This window comes from Aeromonas sp. 2MA4, assembly GCF_029237305.1.
Lineage (GTDB): Bacteria > Pseudomonadota > Gammaproteobacteria > Enterobacterales > Aeromonadaceae > Aeromonas > Aeromonas salmonicida.
In genome coordinates, this window is sequence record NZ_JAACFY010000003.1 from 295,211 (window position 1) to 311,871 (window position 16,661).

Below are 16,661 nucleotides of genomic sequence, written 5' to 3' on the forward strand. Positions count from 1 at the left end.
TCGCAAGGCCGGGCTGTGCTTGCGAATCTTGTTTACCCCCTTATACTCCCGCCTGAAATACCGGATCGTTTCTGTGGACAGCGCTATGCCTCTTGCCTTTTTGTTTCCCTTCTCCTGCATGGCCATCTGGTCTGGCAATGCCATTGTCAGCAAGCTGGCGGTTGGATTGCTTTCACCCGCGGCACTGGCCTGGTCGCGCTGGATGGTGGCCGCCATCATCTTGACGCCTTTCCTCGCACACCGCGCCTGGCGGGATCGGGCCAAACTGCGGGCCGGCTTTTATCAACTGGCGGCGTTGGCCCTGCTCGGCATGGTGCTGAACCAGACCCTGGGGTACTACGCGGCGCAAACCCTGGGAGCCACGGAGATAGGTCTGATGATGGGGCTGACACCGCTGATGACGGTACTGCTCAGTATCTGGCTGCTGCGTGAGCGTCCCACCTGGGGGGCTCTGCTCGGTGGGCTTATCTCCATTCTGGGGCTGACCATCTTGCTGGGGCAGGGGGATCCGTCCCGTCTGTTTATCCAGGGCATTCATATCGGCTCTGTCTACATGCTGCTCTCGGCGGGCACCTATGCCCTCTATAGCGTCTTGCTCAAAAAGTGGGATCTGGGGCTCGACAACTGGTCCATGCTCTACGGCCAGGTGCTGTGCAGCCTGCTGTTTCTCACCCCGTTCTACCTGCTGGTGGATGGGCAGTGGCCAGATGGCCGCGCGCTCTGGCTCATCCTGTATGCGGGGATCCCCACTTCGGCGCTGTCGCCTTGGCTCTGGATGCAGGGCATAGCCCTTCTGGGGGCAAGCCGCACCGCCATCTTCATGAATCTGCTGCCAGTGATGACGGCGGCACTGGCCATCAGCTGGCTGGGGGAAACGCTGACCAGCTATCACCTGATCGGTGGTGGCATGACGCTGCTTGGGGTATTGCTGGCGCAACTGCTGGTGCAGCCTGTGGTGCTGCGTCGTCGGGCCATGGTGGCACTGGCGAGCTGTCGGGAAGATTGAAAAAAGACCGCCTTCGAGGCGGTCTTTCTGTTTAGGAGGTCAGGGCGTTACTGCGCGGTGAGATAGAGGTCTTTCGAATAAACCACGTCTTGCGGGTTCTGATAGGGATAGCCCTTGATATTGGGCTTGAGCAGCCGTGACTTGACATAGAAGTAGACGGGGGCGATAGGGGCCTCTTGGTCGATCAGCGCCTCGGCCTCTTGATAGAGCCGGTTGCGCTCGGCCGGATCCTTGGAGTCATGGGCCTTCGCCAGCAGGGCATCATATTGCTTGTTGAACCACTTGCCGCTGTTGGCGCTGCTGCTGGAGGTCATGATGTCGAGGAAGGTCGAGGCATCGTTGTAATCCCCGTTCCACGAGTAGCGACTGACGGTAAAATCCCCCTCATTGAGTGCGGACACCATGGTCTTCCACTCCATGTTGTTGAGCTTGGCGGTAACCCCCAGGTTGTGCTTCCACATGGAGGAGATGGCCAGGGCTATCTTCTTGTGGCTCTCGTTGGTGTTGTAGAGGATGTCCACATCCAGCGGCTTGCCCGGGCCGTATCCGGCCTCGTTCAGCAATGCTTTCGCCTGTTTGATCCTCTCCTCCTTGCTCAGCAACTGGCTGGCAGGGCGCTTGAGCTCGAAGCCGTCCACGCTCGGCGGGGTAAGGCTGAAGGCGGAGAGCTGACCTTGTCCCAGGATCTTCTCGGTGATGGTGTCTCTGTCGATAGCAAGCGAGAGCGCCTTGCGCACCTTGGGGTTGTCGAACGGTTTGCGCTGGGTGTTGAACACATAGTAATAGGTGGCGAGCATGGGGGCGTTGACAAGCTCCTCCGGGCTTTGGGTCTTGAGCTGCTTGTACTGCTCCAGCGGATAGGGCGTGTAGTGCAGTTCCCCTGCGCGATAGCGGTTGTAGGCGGCGGTGTCGGAGACTATCTCCAGATAGAGCACCTTGTTGAGCACTGTGTTCTGGTTATCCCAGTAGAGGGGATTGCGCTCTGCGATGAGGCGCTCGTTGGGGGTCCACTCCTTGAGCATAAAAGCGCCGTTGGAGACTATGTTGCCCGGCTTGACCCACTCATGACCAAACTTCTCTATGGTCGCCTTGGGCGCGGGGAAGGTGGTGTAGTGGGAGAGGGTCTTCAGGAAGAAGGGGACCGGGTTTTTCAAGGTGATCTGCAGGGTATGCTCATCGAGCGCCTTGATGCCCAGCGTATCCGGGCTCTGCTTGCCCTGGATGACCTCGGCGGCATTGGTGACACCGGTCAGCTCGATGAACCAGGCATAGTTGGAGGCGTTTCTGGGATCCGCCGCCCGTTGCCAGCCATAGACATAATCCGCCGCCGTCACCGGCTCGCCGTTGGACCATTTGGCCTCGGGTCTCAGCTTGAAGGTGTAGACGGTGCCCGTGGTGTCGAGTTCATAGCCAAGCGCCCCGGCTGCTTGCAGCTTGCCGTCGCCATCCAGGGTGTAAAGACCCTCGAACAGGTCGTTGACGATGTCGCTGCCAGAGCTCTCTTCCACCATCTGGGGATCGATGGAGGCGGGCTCTGAACCTATGTTGCGCACGAAGATTTGTTGATCGCCGGGTAGCAGCTGGGTGCCAGCAGGTACGTTAGCTGCCAGAGTCGGTAACGCGAACAGGGCGGCAACCGTGCCGGCAATGAGTGTCCTTTTCATTGAATATCCTTATGTTTTTTTGCTTCCAAAGCCTGGTCAGTGTGCTGGATTGATCTGGAGATCTCAAGAGGTGGGCACCGGCCTTGCCATCAGCTACCCAGATAGGGGGGCCAAGTGGGCCGTTGCACCCATCATGGCTGCCTGTTCGTGATTTTTTGCTGCGAATTAACATGATGAAAGTCACCAATTGGCACTGGTTTTATGCCCTTTTGATGGGGTGGCGAGGTGTAAATCGCACGTTTATCCAGCGGCTTAATTCGCTGCAAAAACAAAAAACAGGCGTTACATTAGGTTACAAAACAAGGCTGCCGAGGATCGGCACTTTTTTTGTCGACGCGTGCAAACGTTTTCAAAGCCAACGGAAACGCTCTTAAAGGAACAATAATGCGAAACATGATCACCATGGGCGAGTTCATCGTCAAAAAGCAGGCGGATTATCCCACCGCGACCGGCGAGCTGACCTCACTGCTCAGTTCCATTCGTCTGGCCGCCAAGGTGGTGAACCGGGAGATCAACAAGGCGGGGCTGGCAGATATCATCGGCTCCATGGGTGCTGAAAACGTGCAGGGCGAAGTTCAGCAGAAGCTGGATGTGTATGCCAATGAGCGCTTTAAAGCCGCGCTGGAAGCCCGTGGTGAAGTGTGCGGTATTGCATCCGAAGAAGAAGAGGACTTCGTCTCCTTTGATTCCGAGCTCTCCCGTCACTCCAAATACGTGGTGCTGATCGATCCCCTCGACGGCTCTTCCAACATTGATGTCAACGTCTCGGTCGGGACCATCTTCTCCATTTACCGCCGTCTCAGCGCCCCGGGGACGGGCGTCACCCTGGAAGACTTCCTGCAACCGGGCAACCGTCAGGTCGCTGCCGGTTACGTGGTCTACGGCTCTTCCACCATGCTGGTCTACACCACCGGCTTTGGCGTCAACGGCTTCACCTACGATCCTTCCATTGGTTGCTTCTGCCTCTCCCACGAGAACATTCGCATCCCGGAGGAGGGCAAGATCTACTCCATCAACGAGGGCAACTACATCAAGTTCCCGGACGGGGTGAAGAAGTACCTCAAATATTGCCAGGAGCGGGACGAGGCGACTCACAGACCCTACACCTCCCGCTATATCGGCTCCCTGGTCTCCGATTTCCATCGCAACCTGCTCAAGGGCGGCATCTATATCTATCCGTCAGGCACCAACTCCCCGAACGGCAAGCTGCGCCTGCTCTATGAGTGCAACCCCATGGCATTTCTGGTGGAGCAGGCCGGTGGCAAGGCGTCCGACGGCTTTGGCCGCATCATGGACATCCAGCCCACTGCCTTGCACCAGCGCACCCCTTACTTCGTCGGTTCCACCAAGATGGTGGAGCGGGCCGAGGCCTTCATGCGGGAGTTCTCCGCCCACGAGGATCCGGCCAATCAGGGTTGATGCACTGATCCAGTGCCTGCGATGAGCGCATAAAAAACGGGAGCCGATATGGCTCCCGTTTTGTTTGGGCGAGTTGCGTTGCTGCATCAGTATCAGTGGCTGGCGTGGTTGGCGAGATCCGCCAGCAGGCCGTCCACCAGTTTCAGACGCATGGCGCGGTCCGGGGTCGGTACCTGGAAGCGCAATCGGGTGGGCCCATCCATCTTGTAGATGCGTGGCTGCTCGGAGAGCAGCTTGACCAGATAGCCAGGGTTGACGCGAGTCTCCTGAGTGAAGTCCAGATAACCGCCGCGCTCGCTCATCTCCACCCGGCGAATGCCAAGGGCGGTGGCGCGCTGGCGGAAGGCGGCAATCTCCATGAGCGTCTTGGTTGCCTCCGGCAGCAGGCCGAAGCGGTCGATTAGCTCCACCTTCAATTCGCGCAGCTCCTGCTCGTCGGCCGCGCTGGCGATGCGCTTGTACATGGACAGACGCATGTTGACGTCCGGTATGTACTCCTCCGGCAACAGAGCGGGCAGGCGCAGCTCCACCTCTGTGTGCTGGCTCATCAGCTGCTCCAGCGATGGCTCCTTGCCATTTTTCAGCGCCTCGACCGCCTGCTCCAGCATCTCCATGTAGAGGGTGAAACCGACCGACTCTATCTGGCCGCTCTGATCGTCGCCCAAGAGCTCGCCTGCACCCCGGATCTCCAGATCGTGGGTCGCCAGCGCAAAACCGGCGCCGAGATCTTCGAGCGATGCGATGGCCTCGAGCCGCTTGAGTGCATCCTTGCTCATCAACTTGGGATGAGGAGTGAGCAGGTAGGCATAGGCCTGGTGGTGGGAGCGGCCAACCCGGCCCCGCAGCTGGTGCAACTGGGCCAGCCCCAGATGATCGGCGCGGTCCATGATGATGGTGTTGGCGCTGGGTACGTCTATGCCGGTCTCTATGATGGTGGTGCAGACCAGCAGGTTGAAGCGCTGGTGGTAGAAGTCCGACATGACTCGCTCAAGATCGCGTTCGCGCATCTGGCCGTGGGCGATGCCGATACGGGCCTCCGGCACCAGCTCGGCGAGATCGCCGGCGCATTTCTCTATGCTCTCCACGTCGTTGTGCAGGTAGTAGACCTGACCGCCCCGCTTGAGCTCACGCAATACCGCCTCGCGGGTGACAGCAGGATCCTGCTGGCGCACAAAGGTCTTGATGGCGAGCCGCTTGGCGGGCGGGGTGGCGATGATGGAGAGATCCCGCATGCCGGCCATCGCCATGTTGAGGGTGCGCGGGATAGGCGTCGCCGTGAGGGTAAGGATATCCACGTCGGCCCGCAGCGCCTTGATCTTCTCCTTCTGGCGCACCCCGAATCTGTGCTCCTCATCGACGATGAGCAGCCCCAAATCCTTGAAGGTCAGATCTGAGCCCAAGAGCTTGTGGGTACCTATGATGATGTCGACCTTGCCATCGGCCAGCTCCTTCATCACGCTGGTCTGCTCCCTGGCGGTACGAAAGCGGCTCAGCACCTCGACCCGCACCGGCCAGTTGGCGAAGCGATCGCGGAAGTTGTCGTAGTGCTGCTGTGCCAGCAAGGTGGTGGGCACCAGCACGGCGACCTGCTTGCCGCCGTGGACGGCCACGAAGGCGGCTCGCATCGCCACTTCGGTCTTGCCAAAGCCCACGTCGCCGCACACCAGCCGGTCCATGCTCTTGGCCTGACACATGTCCCCCAGTACCGCATTGATGGCGTTGAGCTGATCCTCTGTCTCCTCGAACGGGAAACCGGCGGCGAACTGGCGGTAGGCCTCCCTGTCGTGCTGGAAGGCAAAACCGTGGCGCGCCGCGCGCAGGGCATAGACATCCAGCAGCTCGGCTGCCACATCGCGCACCTTCTCTGCCGCCTTGCGCCGCGCCTTGACCCAGGCCTCGCCGCCGAGTTTGTGGCTGGGCGGGTTGTCAGAGCCTGTGTAGCGGCTGATGAGGTGCAGGTTGGTGACCGGCACGAACAGCTTGTCGCCACCGGCATACTCGAGGGTCAGGAACTCGGTGGGCAGGCCACCGGCATCGATGGTTTCGAGCCCCAGATACCGGCCGACGCCGTGATCCAGGTGAACCACCGGCTGGCCCTGGGTCAACTCGCCGAGGTTTCGGATCACCGCATCCGAGCTTAAGTTCTTGCTCTTTTCCCGGGCTCGCTTGCTGCGGACTTTACCGCCCAGCAGCTCTGTCTCCGTGATAAGTGCGAGCTCATCATGCCCGGCCTCTTGCAGCAGCTCTCGTAGCAAAAAGCCCCGCTCCAGCGGTGCAACCAGCAGACCGTGGCGCACCTTGCCCGCCATGAAAGCCTCAAGGGAGGGGAACTCCTTGGGTTGCAAGGATATGCGCGCCAGCAGATCGCCGAGCACTTCCCGCCGCCCTTCGGATTCCACCACGAACAGGGTGCGGCCCGTGAAGCTGTCCAGAAACTGGTTCAGCGCCAGCATGGGCTGCTCTTTGCTGTGATCCAGTTGCAGCTCCGGCAGCGCGGCTATGGGGAGATCATGCTGGCCGGCTCCGCCGTCGGTGGCGGCTTCCTGCAGCCGCACGGCGCCATAGTGACCGAGTGCGGCGAACAATTGCTCCACCGGCAGGTAGATCTGCTGGGGTGGCAACAAGGGGCGGGTGTTGTCCCAGCGCCTGTCCTCATAGCGCTGGCCTATGTCGTTCCAGAAGCGTTGGGCCGCGGGATAGATATCCCCCACTGTGAGCAGCAGGGTGTTATCCGGCAGGTAGTCGAACAGGCTGGCGGTCTGATGGAAGAAGAGCGGCAGATAGTATTCGATGCCGGCGGGCCAGCGCCCCTTGCTCACCTCCTGATAGACGGAGCCTTCCGCGCGCGACAGCTCGAACTGTTCGCGAAATTGCCCACGGAACAGCTCGATGGCGGCCTCGTCGGTGGGGAATTCCCGGGCGGGCAACAGGCTGACCGTCTTGACCGGTTCGCTGGAACGCTGGGTCTCGGGATCGAACGGACGGATGGAGTCCACCTCGTCATCGAAAAAGTCGATGCGATAAGGGCTGTTGCTGCCCATGGGAAAGAGATCGAGCAGTGAGCCGCGGGCGGCAAACTCGCCGTGCTCCAGCACCTGATCCACCGCCACATAGCCTGCCTCGGCCAGACGTCCTCGCAGCTGTTGCAGGTTGAGGCGCTGACCGGCCTTCACCATCAGGCTGTACTTGTCGAGGTAGACCTGGGGAGCGCAGCGCAGCATCAAGGTCGAGATGGGCACGATCAGCACGCCGGCGCTCATCTGCGGCAGTTTGTAGAGGGTCTCCAGTCGCTGGGAGATGATGTCCTGATGGGGGGAAAAGGTGTCGTAGGGCAGGGTTTCCCAATCCGGGAACATCAGCACAGGGCAACCTTGATCGGCCAGCAGGAACTGCAATTCCTGCTCGAGGCGCAGGGCACTCGGGGTATCGGCGGTCACCAGCAGGACCGGGCGGTTCGCTTGGGTAGTAAGGCGGGCGGCAACCAGTGACAGGCTGCTGCCGGTCAAGTGGCCGAGCGTTAATTTTTGGCCCGCCTTGGCGGGCAAGGCGGGAAGCTTCATTGGCATCATTCGATTCTTTTAACGTTGACGGTCTTGAGCACGCAATTTGAGTTGCTTGGATTGGACATGCAGGCTGGCACGGACCAGCAGTTCGCGGTCATCCTCACGGATCCGGGCATAATCGAGCCCCACCTGAGTGCCATGCTCGCCCGGTTCCAGTCTCTTGACCTCGGCATAGCAGTAGATGGCAGAGGCCTCTTCCCGCAGAAAGATCTTGAGCCGCACTATCTGGTGCAGGAGCGGCGGCTCGCCATGACCCTGGCGCGGATGCAGATAGGTGAGCTGGCCTGCGCTGAAACGCAGGGTCTGGAAGCGATGCTCGGGCCTATCCTGCACCGACAGCACATAGCCCATGATCATGTCGATCTTGCGCGACTGCTGGTTGATGATCTCCACCAGATCGTGCATAGGCTCGTTCTGATTGCGGATCAGACGACTGGTCACCAGATCGATGGAGGTGATGGCAGAGGCGATACGAAAGGGTTCGGGCAGTTCGGCCTCCAGTGCCTCCAGCGTCGGCAGAGGAAAGTCATCGGGCATGGGGATCACATTGACCGGGGTGGCATGGGTGACGCTGAAGAACTGTTCCTGCATGGAGGCTATCCCTTGTTGTCATAGACGGTTTCCCTTTATTATCCGGTATCTTATTTTGTTGGCAACGTAGAACTCCTTGAAGACTGGACTTTTTCAGCCGCTGTCGCTGGCCATTGGCCTTCGCTACGCAGGCTCACGACGCAGTAATCGCTTCGTTTCATTCATCTCCCTGTTCTCCACCTTTGGTATCGCCATCGGGGTCGCGGCCCTGATGGTGGTCATATCCGTGATGAACGGCTTCGAAGGGCAGCTCAAGGGCCGGATCCTGGGCGTGATCCCCCATGTGGTGGTGACCAACCAGACTGGCCGCATCGATGCTCATCCCGACGGTTTGCCCGACCTTGCCAAGCTGCCCCATGTGATTGCCAGCGCCCCCATGCTTGATAGCGAAGGGATGTTGCAGAGCCCGGGTCAGCTCATCGGTGTCAGCGTACAGGGGATAGACCCGGCCCTATGGCCAAAGGATGACATACTGCACGCCCAGATGCAGATGGGTCGCCTCGACAGCCTGCAGCAGGGTGAATACCACATAGTGCTGGGGCAGGGGGTAGCCAGCCGTCTCAAGGTCTCCATGGGGGATCAGGTTCGTCTGCTTCTGACCGAGGGCACCCGTTTCACGCCCTTTGGTCGGGTTCCTGCCCAGCGCCTGTTTACCGTTTCCGGTATCTTCGGGGTCGGCGCCGACGTGGATAGTCAGGTTGCCCTGATTGCGTTGGGAGATGCCCAGCGCCTGCTGCGCCTGCCGACAGAAACCGTCGGTGGCATAAGGCTCTGGCTGGACGATCCCTTCGCTGCCGATCAGGTGATAAAGACGGCATTGCCGGACGGGCTGGAATGGCAGGACTGGCGCCGCGAGCGCGGTGAGCTGTTCCAGGCGGTCGCCATGGAGAAGCGCATGATGGGGCTGATGCTGGTGCTGATCATCGCGGTCGCCACCTTCAATATTCTCTCCGCCCTGGTGATGGTGGTCACCGACAAGGAGGGGGAGGTGGCCATACTGCGCACCATGGGCATGAACGAGGCAGGGATAGTCAAGATATTCATGGTGCTCGGCGCTTCCAGCGGTGTGATTGGTGCCCTGCTTGGCGGCCTGACCGGGCTCGCACTCTCGCTCGGACTCAACCCCCTGCTCGATGCGGTGGGGCTCAACCTCTATATGACGGCGGGCGGCAGCGGCCTGCCCGTGATAGTGGAGCCAACCCAGGTCATTACCATCTTGCTGGGCGCCGTGCTGCTCAGCTTCAGTGCCACCCTCTACCCTGCGGCCCGTGCGGCCAGGGTGAAACCGGCCGAGGCATTACGTTATGAATAGCACTGTGAATAACTCATCTTCTGTTGTTACCTCCGGTGAGATTACCGGCGTAAGTGGAGCTCCCTTTATGAATGAACCCTTGTCCAGTGAACCTCTGCTGCGTTGTCAGGCCCTGAATCATGTTTATCAAGAGGGTGAGCTGGAGACCCAGGTCCTCAAGGGGATTGATCTGAGTGTGGCCCCCGGCGAGATGCTGGCGGTGGTGGGCAGCTCGGGATCGGGCAAGACCACCTTGCTGCATCTAATGGGGGCGCTCGACAACCCGTCAAGCGGCGCCGTGCTGTTCAAGGGGCAGGATATCCACCACTGGGATAGCCGTACCCAGGCGAGATTCCGCAACCAGGAGCTGGGGTTTGTCTATCAGTTTCACCACTTGCTCGCCGAGTTTACCGCGCTGGAGAACACCGCCATGCCGCTGCTCATCGCCGGTGAGTCGGTGGCCGTCGCCACCGACAAGGCGACTCGCATGCTGGGTCGGGTGGGGTTATCCCATCGCCTCAATCACAGGCCATCCGAGCTGTCCGGTGGCGAACGCCAGCGGGTGGCCATTGCCCGTGCCCTGGTCAACGAGCCCAGCCTGGTGCTGGCGGACGAGCCCACCGGCAACCTGGATCATGCCAGTGCAACCGCTGTTTACGAGCTGCTCTGTGAGCTCAATCGTGAGTTGGGCACAGCCTTTGTGGTGGTCACCCATGACCTGAGTCTGGCCGCCAAGCTCCATCGGCGGGTCACTCTGGTGAGCGGCATCATGGCGGAGGTCGCCTGATGTTCAAACCGCTGCCCCTTTTTCTGGGCCTGCGTTACAGTCGCTCCCGTCGTCGCAACGGCTTCATCGCGTTTATTTCCGCCTCGTCCCTCATCGGCATCGCCCTCGGTGTGATGGCCCTCATTCTGGGTCTCTCTGCCATGAACGGGTTCGAGCGGGAGCTCAAAGACAGGGTGCTCTCAGTGGTGCCTCACGGTGAGCTGATGGGGATGGAGGCGCCATTGCCTGACTGGCCCAAGTTGCGGGATTACCTGCTGGCCCAGCCAGGGGTGGAAGCTGCCGCGCCTGTGATCACCCTCAATGGGTTGCTTGAGCATGGCAATGCCCTCAAGGGCTTGCAGGTGCGTGCCGTGTTGCCGGAGCTCGAAGCGAATCTGTCGGATGCGGGCAAATACATGACAGGCCGTGGTCTGCGTGAACTGCAGGTGGGCGAACATGGGCTGATTCTCGGCAAGACCATCGCCGACAAGCTGGGGGTCAAGATAGGTGACTCGGTTGCCCTCTTGCTGCCGCAAGGGGGGGACGCCGCCGGCATCAAGAACCCGAAGCGGGAATCCCTCAAGGTAGTAGGCTTGCTTGAGATCGGCGGTCAGCTCGATGGCATGCTCGGCTTCATGCACCTGGCCGATGCCCAGACCATGACCGGTATGGGCAATACGGTGGAAGGGTTCAGCCTCAAGGTCAGCGATGTGCTCAAGGCACAATCCATCACGGTCGCGGCTGCCCAGAAATTTCCTCATTACGTCTACATCAGCAGCTGGATGAGCCGGCAGGGCTACCTCTATCAGGACATACAGATGGTGCGTACCGTCATGTATGTGGTGATGCTGATGGTGGTGGCAGTGGCCTGCTTCAACATCGTCTCCACCCTGGTGATGGCGGTGAACGAGAAGCGCAGCGAGATTGCCATCTTGAAGACCATGGGGGCGAGCCCCGGTCAAATCCGGCTTACCTTCGTCATTCAGGGCATGGTTAACGGGGTGCTCGGCGCCTTGCTCGGGGCCCTGCTCGGCGGCCTGCTCTCCAGCAAGCTGACCCAGATCCTGGGCTTTATCGAAGGGGTGATAGGCCATCGCTTCCTCAACCCTGACATCTACTTCATCGACTTCCTGCCGACCGAATTGCACATGCAGGATCTGGCTATCGTAACTGGCGCAGCCATACTGATGAGCCTGTTGGCGACCCTCTATCCTGCCTGGCGGGCGAGCGGACTGGTGCCATCGCGGGAGTTGGGGCACTGATGCACGGTATCTGATCTGCTGATCAATAACGAAGGGCCCGCCGGAGCAAACCGGCGGGCCCTTCTGTTTTCAGGTGGTTTGGGCTGCTAGTGGGCGTTCAGCTCATCGAGCGGCAGGGAGAAGCTTGCCACGAAGACATCGATGAAGTAATGCATCTGCGGGCTCATGCGCGCTTCCAGCATGGCTTCGAGGCGTTTCCTGGCCGGTTCGAACTCCCGGTTGCCGGCGTTTATCTCCTCCAGACACTTGGTGTAGGCGCAGAGGGTATCGGCGTCTTTCACCAGACGAACCAGCCCGGCGTCCTGGGCACCCGAGTCCAGCAGAGGGCGAAAATCCTCCACCAGTTCGGCGGGTAGCATCCCCAGCAGGCGCTGCTCGGCGGCCAGCTCTATCTTCTTGTACTCTCTCGCAATTTCGGGATTGAAATACTTGACCGGTGTGGGCAGATCGCCGGTCAGCACCTCGCTGCTATCGTGGTAGAGCGCCATCACGGCGGCGCGATCCGCATCGACCTGACCACCAAAAAGACGATTCTGGATAAGCCCCAGGGCGTGGGCCACCATGGCCACCTGCAGACTGTGCTCGGCGATGTTTTCAGGTTGTATGTTGCGCATGAGCGGCCAGCGGTAAATGAGTTTCATGCGGGCGAGATTGGCAAAAAAATGGCTGGGGAGCATGGAGGGCCTCGGGCAGTGGCAATGAAAAAGGGCAGACCCTAGTCTGCCCTTTTTTTGCTGCGCAGGCAGCTTGCCCGTGCAATTTTGCGTGGTGATCAGCGAATGTAGCGACCGGATTCGGCTTCGTGGTTGGTCACCACCATCTGCCCTATGGGGGCCAGGGCAATCAGCGCCAGCTTGAGGTGCTGGATGCCAAACGGAATGCCTATGATGGTCACGAAGCAGGCCAGCGCGGAGGCAATGTGACCGATTGCCAGCCAGATCCCGATCACTAGGAACCAGAGGATGTTGCCAATCAGCCCCAGAGTACCGGTGCCGATGTCGCTTTGCCCAGTCATGCTCTTGCGGCTCACCGCCTGCTTGCCAAACGGGAAGAAGGTAAAGGTGCCGATGACGAAGCAAGCGCGACCCCAGGGGATCCCGATCAGCGAGACAAAGCAGAGCAGCCCGGCCAGCCACCAGGCCAGCCCCATGAAGACGCCCCCCAGTACAAACCAGAGCAGGTTAAACAAGAAGCGGAAAAAGGCCATGTTGGTCACTCCAGACTCATAAATTTGGCTGTCACCATAGCGAGCAGCGGCCATAGACGCAATGGTTGATGTGACAGGGTGGACAATTTGGGTCGCAACCCCTGAACAGGCTGCCTTTTGGCAGGAAATGAGGTGAAAAAGTAGGCCTTTGCGCGAAAAAAGGTGAGCAAGTGCAAATTCTTGCGTGTTGTGCGCTTGAAGTCTGCTCGGGAGTTCCCCATATAAGGGTCAGTTTTGCGCGAATTGTGCTATCGCCACCCCCGTTGGGGGATGTGTGGCTCGACTCGACCAAAGTGCGCCGCTATAATGTCGCGTCATATTTTCTCATCACAAAGACAGTCGTTGTCTTTATAAACAGGAAGACTCCGGGCTTTGCCCAGGGGCAATAAGGGTCAGCACACAGTGCTGAGTTGAACGAGGTAAAAGAATGCAAGTTTCTGTAGAGACAACCCAGGGTCTGGAACGCCGTCTTACCATCACTGTACCGGCTGCTATCGTTGACGCTGCCGTGCGTAAAGAATTGAACGGCCTGGCCAAAACCCGTCGTATCGACGGTTTCCGTCCTGGCAAGGCCCCGGTTGCCATCATCAAGAAGATGTTCGGCGCCATGGCTCACGCTCGCGTTGCTGATGAAATGATGCAGAACAACTTCATCAAGGCCATCATCGAAAACAAACTGAGCCCGGCCGGTGCCCCGACCATGGATCCGAAAGAGATCCAGGAAGGTCAGGATTTCGAATTCACCGCGACCTTTGAAGTTTATCCCGAGTTTGAAGTGGCTGGCCTGGAGACCATCAAGGTCGAGAAGCCGGTTGCGACCGTCAAGGATGAAGATCTGGCCAACATGATCGACACCCTGCGCAAGCAGCACGCCACCTGGGCTGATGTCGATGCCGCCGCTGCCGATGGCATGCGTGTGACCATGGACTTCATCGGTTCCATCGACGGTGAAGAGTTCGACGGTGGCAAAGCCGAAGGCTTCAACCTGGTACTGGGTGCCGGTCGTATGATCCCTGGCTTTGAAGACGCCATCATGGGCAAGAAAGCGGGCGACGAGTTCACTATCGAAGTGACTTTCCCGGCTGACTACCACGCTGAAAACTTGAAAGGCAAAGCGGCCAAGTTCGCTTCCAAGCTTAACAAGGTTGAAGAGCAGATCCTGCCTGAGCTGACTGAAGAGTTCGTCAAGCGTTTCGGTATCGAGAGCGGCAACGTTGAAGAGCTGAAAGCCGAAGTGCGCAAGAACATGGAGCGCGAACTGGCCCAAGCCCTGAAAAACAGCGTGAAAGAGCAGGTTCTGAATGGTCTGGTTGAAGCCAACCAGATCGATCTGCCGAAGGCTGCCGTTGCTCAGGAGATCGATACCCTGCGTCAACAAGCTCTGCAGCGTTTTGGCGGTTTCCAGGGCGGCAACGCACCTGAGCTGCCGGCTGAGCTGTTCCAGGCTCAAGCCGAGCGTCGCGTACGCGTAGGTCTGCTGCTGGGCGACGTGATCCGTACCAACGAGATCAAGGCTGACGATGCCCGCGTGACCAGCATCATCGAGTCCATGGCCACTGCCTACGAAGATCCGAAGGAAGTGATCGAGTACTACCAGAAGAATGAGCAAATGCTGAATGGCGTGCGCAATCTGGCGGTTGAAGATCAAGCCATCGACCTGATCCTGTCCAAAGCGCAAGTGACCGAGAAAGAAGTTGCCTTTGACGAAGTGATCAACAAGTCCGGTGCCGCTGCCTAAGAACAATTGACTTAAGGTCAAGACTGTTAAGTATAATGGCTCGTGTGATCTCCACTCGGGCCATTTTATTTTAGGGACAATGCCTTATGTACAAGAACTATAACGATGTGACTGAATCCCCACGCAATGCGCTCATCCCCATGGTGGTAGAGCAGACTGCAAAAGGGGAGCGTTCCTACGACATTTATTCTCGTCTGTTGAAGGAGCGGGTGATCTTCCTGACTGGTCAGGTTGAAGATCATATGGCAAATCTGGTTGTAGCCCAGCTGCTGTTTCTGGAGTCCGAAAATCCGGATCAGGACATCAGCATCTACATCAACTCTCCGGGTGGTGCCGTCACGGCCGGCATGTCCATTTATGACACCATGCAGTTCATCAAGCCGGATGTGAGTACCGTCTGTATGGGGCAAGCCTGCTCCATGGGTGCCTTCCTGCTGGCCGGTGGTGCCAAGGGCAAGCGTTTCTGCCTGCCCAGTGCCCGCGTGATGATCCATCAGCCGTTGGGCGGTTTCCAGGGACAGGCATCTGACATCCAGATCCATGCCCAGGAGATCCTGAAAATCAAGAATACCCTGAACGAGCGTCTGGCCTTCCATACCGGTCAGGAGATGTCCACCATAGAGCGTGATACCGACCGTGACAACTTCATGTCGGCCGATCAAGCCGTGGCTTATGGCCTGGTTGACGGTATCCTGAGCCAGCGCGGCTGAGCTCCGGTATCGTCCTGGACATGGCCTTAGTGACTGTGTCCTGAACTGGCGTGCTTGAGCAGGGTGTCGCGGACTGTTGTAAACTCAACGGGACGATCCATCCTCTATTGATAAAACGAGGTTGCTGAATGACAGAAAAACGCAAGGGTGAGGGTGATAAGCTGCTCTACTGCTCTTTTTGCGGCAAAAGCCAGCATGAAGTGCGCAAGCTGATCGCTGGCCCTTCCGTCTACATATGTGATGAGTGTGTCGAGCTGTGCAACGACATCATCCGCGAAGAGATCCGCGAGATCTCTCCCAAGCGCGATGGTAGCGAGCTGCCGACCCCTCATGAAATCCGTGCTCACCTGGATGACTATGTGATCGGGCAGGAATATGCTAAGAAGGTGTTGGCTGTCGCCGTCTACAACCACTACAAGCGTCTGCGTAACAGCAGCGAAGCCGGTGGTGTGGAGCTGGGCAAGTCCAACATTCTGTTGATTGGCCCGACCGGTAGCGGCAAGACGCTGCTGGCCGAAACACTTGCTCGTCTGCTGGATGTGCCGTTCACCATGGCCGACGCCACCACACTGACCGAAGCCGGTTATGTGGGTGAAGACGTGGAGAACATCATCCAGAAGCTGTTGCAAAAGTGTGACTACGACGTAGAGAAGGCCCAGCGTGGCATCGTCTATATCGACGAGATCGACAAGATCTCCCGCAAGTCAGACAACCCCTCCATTACCCGCGACGTGTCCGGTGAAGGGGTGCAGCAGGCCCTGCTCAAGCTGATCGAAGGCACTATTGCTTCCGTCCCGCCGCAAGGTGGTCGCAAGCACCCGCAGCAGGAGTTCTTGCAGGTCGATACCTCCAAGATCCTCTTTATCTGTGGTGGCGCCTTTGCCGGTCTGGACAAGGTCATTGAGCAGCGCTCCGTCAAGGGCACCGGCATAGGGTTTGGCGCTGACGTCAAATCCAAGAATGCCAGAGCGACCTTGAGCGAGAATTTTGCCAAGGTGGAGCCGGAAGATCTGATCAAATATGGTCTGATCCCCGAGTTCATCGGCCGTTTGCCTGTGGTCGCGACCTTGACCGAGCTGGACGAGGCTGCCCTCATCCAGATCCTGAAAGAGCCGAAAAATGCGCTGACCAAGCAATATGCTGCCTTGTTCGATCTTGAAGGGGTGGAGCTGGAGTTCCGTGACGACGCCTTGAACGCCATTGCGCACAAGGCGATGGAGCGGAAAACCGGTGCCCGTGGTCTGAGATCCATCGTGGAAGCCGTGTTGCTCGATACCATGTATGACCTGCCATCCCTGGAGGGTGTCAGCAAGGTGGTGATCGACGAGACGGTGATCAAAGGGGACTCCGCGCCCTTGATGATCTACGAAAATCCCGAGACCCAGGCTGCTGCATCAGAGTAACAGTCTGATTTTTAATCAAATGAAAGGGGCTTTTTGCCCCT

General features: G+C 58.9%; 13 protein-coding genes. 8 read left to right on the top strand and 5 right to left on the bottom strand.

Annotated elements, in window-relative coordinates; genetic code table 11:
* The first annotated feature begins 85 nt into the window (after positions 1–85).
* Positions 86–1,006, top strand: coding sequence for a DMT family transporter (locus GWQ31_RS05390; protein WP_275908836.1), 921 nt, complete (start codon positions 86–88; stop codon positions 1,004–1,006).
* A gap of 47 nt (positions 1,007–1,053) precedes the next feature.
* Here GWQ31_RS05390 and GWQ31_RS05395 read toward each other — a convergent pair whose 3' ends face one another.
* Entirely contained in the window at positions 1,054–2,670 is a 1,617-nt protein-coding gene (locus GWQ31_RS05395; RefSeq protein ID WP_275908837.1) for a peptide ABC transporter substrate-binding protein, read from the bottom strand.
* Between the two features lie 384 nt (positions 2,671–3,054).
* On the opposite strand from GWQ31_RS05395, the gene fbp reads away from it, so the two are divergent.
* Complete coding sequence (gene fbp, locus GWQ31_RS05400) at positions 3,055–4,089, top strand: class 1 fructose-bisphosphatase (RefSeq protein ID WP_005315352.1); 1,035 nt, start codon at positions 3,055–3,057, stop codon at positions 4,087–4,089.
* Between the two features lie 92 nt (positions 4,090–4,181).
* Here fbp and mfd read toward each other — a convergent pair whose 3' ends face one another.
* Positions 4,182–7,658, bottom strand: coding sequence for a transcription-repair coupling factor (gene mfd, locus GWQ31_RS05405; protein ID WP_275908838.1), 3,477 nt, complete (start codon positions 7,656–7,658; stop codon positions 4,182–4,184).
* A 9-nt stretch (positions 7,659–7,667) separates the two neighbouring features.
* Positions 7,668–8,243 carry a PilZ domain-containing protein gene (locus GWQ31_RS05410; protein WP_059113286.1) on the bottom strand — a complete coding sequence of 192 codons (576 nt, stop codon included), beginning with the start codon at positions 8,241–8,243 and terminating at the stop codon, positions 7,668–7,670.
* A 76-nt stretch (positions 8,244–8,319) separates the two neighbouring features.
* On the opposite strand from GWQ31_RS05410, the gene GWQ31_RS05415 reads away from it, so the two are divergent.
* The 3 genes from GWQ31_RS05415 (at position 8,320) to lolE (ending at position 11,562) form a co-directional block, all read left to right on the top strand.
* On the top strand, positions 8,320–9,555 hold the full coding sequence (locus GWQ31_RS05415; RefSeq protein ID WP_275908839.1) for a lipoprotein-releasing ABC transporter permease subunit: 1,236 nt from the start codon (positions 8,320–8,322) through the stop codon (positions 9,553–9,555).
* Positions 9,556–9,622: 67 nt separating this feature from the next.
* Entirely contained in the window at positions 9,623–10,321 is a 699-nt protein-coding gene (gene lolD / locus GWQ31_RS05420; protein ID WP_017411862.1) for a lipoprotein-releasing ABC transporter ATP-binding protein LolD, read from the top strand.
* Positions 10,321–11,562: a lipoprotein-releasing ABC transporter permease subunit LolE gene (gene lolE / locus GWQ31_RS05425; protein ID WP_059113284.1), complete on the top strand. Its 1,242-nt coding sequence runs from the start codon at positions 10,321–10,323 to the stop codon at positions 11,560–11,562. Before lolD ends, lolE begins: the two co-directional genes overlap by 1 nt.
* Before the next feature lie 86 nt (positions 11,563–11,648).
* Here lolE and yfbR read toward each other — a convergent pair whose 3' ends face one another.
* Positions 11,649–12,239: a 5'-deoxynucleotidase gene (gene yfbR / locus GWQ31_RS05430; protein WP_005315363.1), complete on the bottom strand. Its 591-nt coding sequence runs from the start codon at positions 12,237–12,239 to the stop codon at positions 11,649–11,651.
* Between the two features lie 95 nt (positions 12,240–12,334).
* The gene (locus tag GWQ31_RS05435) at positions 12,335–12,769 is read right to left on the bottom strand and encodes a YccF domain-containing protein (protein WP_011898663.1); all 435 of its coding nucleotides are present in this window, start codon (positions 12,767–12,769) and stop codon (positions 12,335–12,337) included.
* 427 nt (positions 12,770–13,196) lie between these two features.
* Here GWQ31_RS05435 and tig point away from each other — a divergent pair, with 427 nt between their 5' ends.
* From tig to clpX, 3 genes are all read left to right on the top strand, one after another.
* Entirely contained in the window at positions 13,197–14,507 is a 1,311-nt protein-coding gene (tig, locus tag GWQ31_RS05440) for a trigger factor (RefSeq protein WP_275908840.1), read from the top strand.
* 86 nt (positions 14,508–14,593) lie between these two features.
* Positions 14,594–15,217: an ATP-dependent Clp endopeptidase proteolytic subunit ClpP gene (gene clpP, locus GWQ31_RS05445; RefSeq protein ID WP_275908841.1), complete on the top strand. Its 624-nt coding sequence runs from the start codon at positions 14,594–14,596 to the stop codon at positions 15,215–15,217.
* 128 nt (positions 15,218–15,345) lie between these two features.
* Complete coding sequence (gene clpX, locus GWQ31_RS05450) at positions 15,346–16,620, top strand: ATP-dependent protease ATP-binding subunit ClpX (protein ID WP_219597342.1); 1,275 nt, start codon at positions 15,346–15,348, stop codon at positions 16,618–16,620.
* Positions 16,621–16,661: the final 41 nt, after the last annotated feature.

What these genes read in the sequence shown, in the direction of transcription:
- GWQ31_RS05390 (WP_275908836.1), top strand. Translation starts at nt 86, where the DNA reads ATGCCTCTTGCCTTTTTGTTTCCCTTCTCCTGCATGGCCATCTGGTCT.
- GWQ31_RS05395 (WP_275908837.1), bottom strand. Translation starts at nt 2,670, where the DNA reads ATGAAAAGGACACTCATTGCCGGCACGGTTGCCGCCCTGTTCGCGTTA.
- fbp (WP_005315352.1), top strand. Translation starts at nt 3,055, where the DNA reads ATGCGAAACATGATCACCATGGGCGAGTTCATCGTCAAAAAGCAGGCG.
- mfd (WP_275908838.1), bottom strand. Translation starts at nt 7,658, where the DNA reads ATGATGCCAATGAAGCTTCCCGCCTTGCCCGCCAAGGCGGGCCAAAAA.
- GWQ31_RS05410 (WP_059113286.1), bottom strand. Translation starts at nt 8,243, where the DNA reads ATGCAGGAACAGTTCTTCAGCGTCACCCATGCCACCCCGGTCAATGTG.
- lolD (WP_017411862.1), top strand. Translation starts at nt 9,623, where the DNA reads ATGAATGAACCCTTGTCCAGTGAACCTCTGCTGCGTTGTCAGGCCCTG.
- lolE (WP_059113284.1), top strand. Translation starts at nt 10,321, where the DNA reads ATGTTCAAACCGCTGCCCCTTTTTCTGGGCCTGCGTTACAGTCGCTCC.
- yfbR (WP_005315363.1), bottom strand. Translation starts at nt 12,239, where the DNA reads ATGCTCCCCAGCCATTTTTTTGCCAATCTCGCCCGCATGAAACTCATT.
- GWQ31_RS05435 (WP_011898663.1), bottom strand. Translation starts at nt 12,769, where the DNA reads ATGGCCTTTTTCCGCTTCTTGTTTAACCTGCTCTGGTTTGTACTGGGG.
- tig (WP_275908840.1), top strand. Translation starts at nt 13,197, where the DNA reads ATGCAAGTTTCTGTAGAGACAACCCAGGGTCTGGAACGCCGTCTTACC.
- clpP (WP_275908841.1), top strand. Translation starts at nt 14,594, where the DNA reads ATGTACAAGAACTATAACGATGTGACTGAATCCCCACGCAATGCGCTC.
- clpX (WP_219597342.1), top strand. Translation starts at nt 15,346, where the DNA reads ATGACAGAAAAACGCAAGGGTGAGGGTGATAAGCTGCTCTACTGCTCT.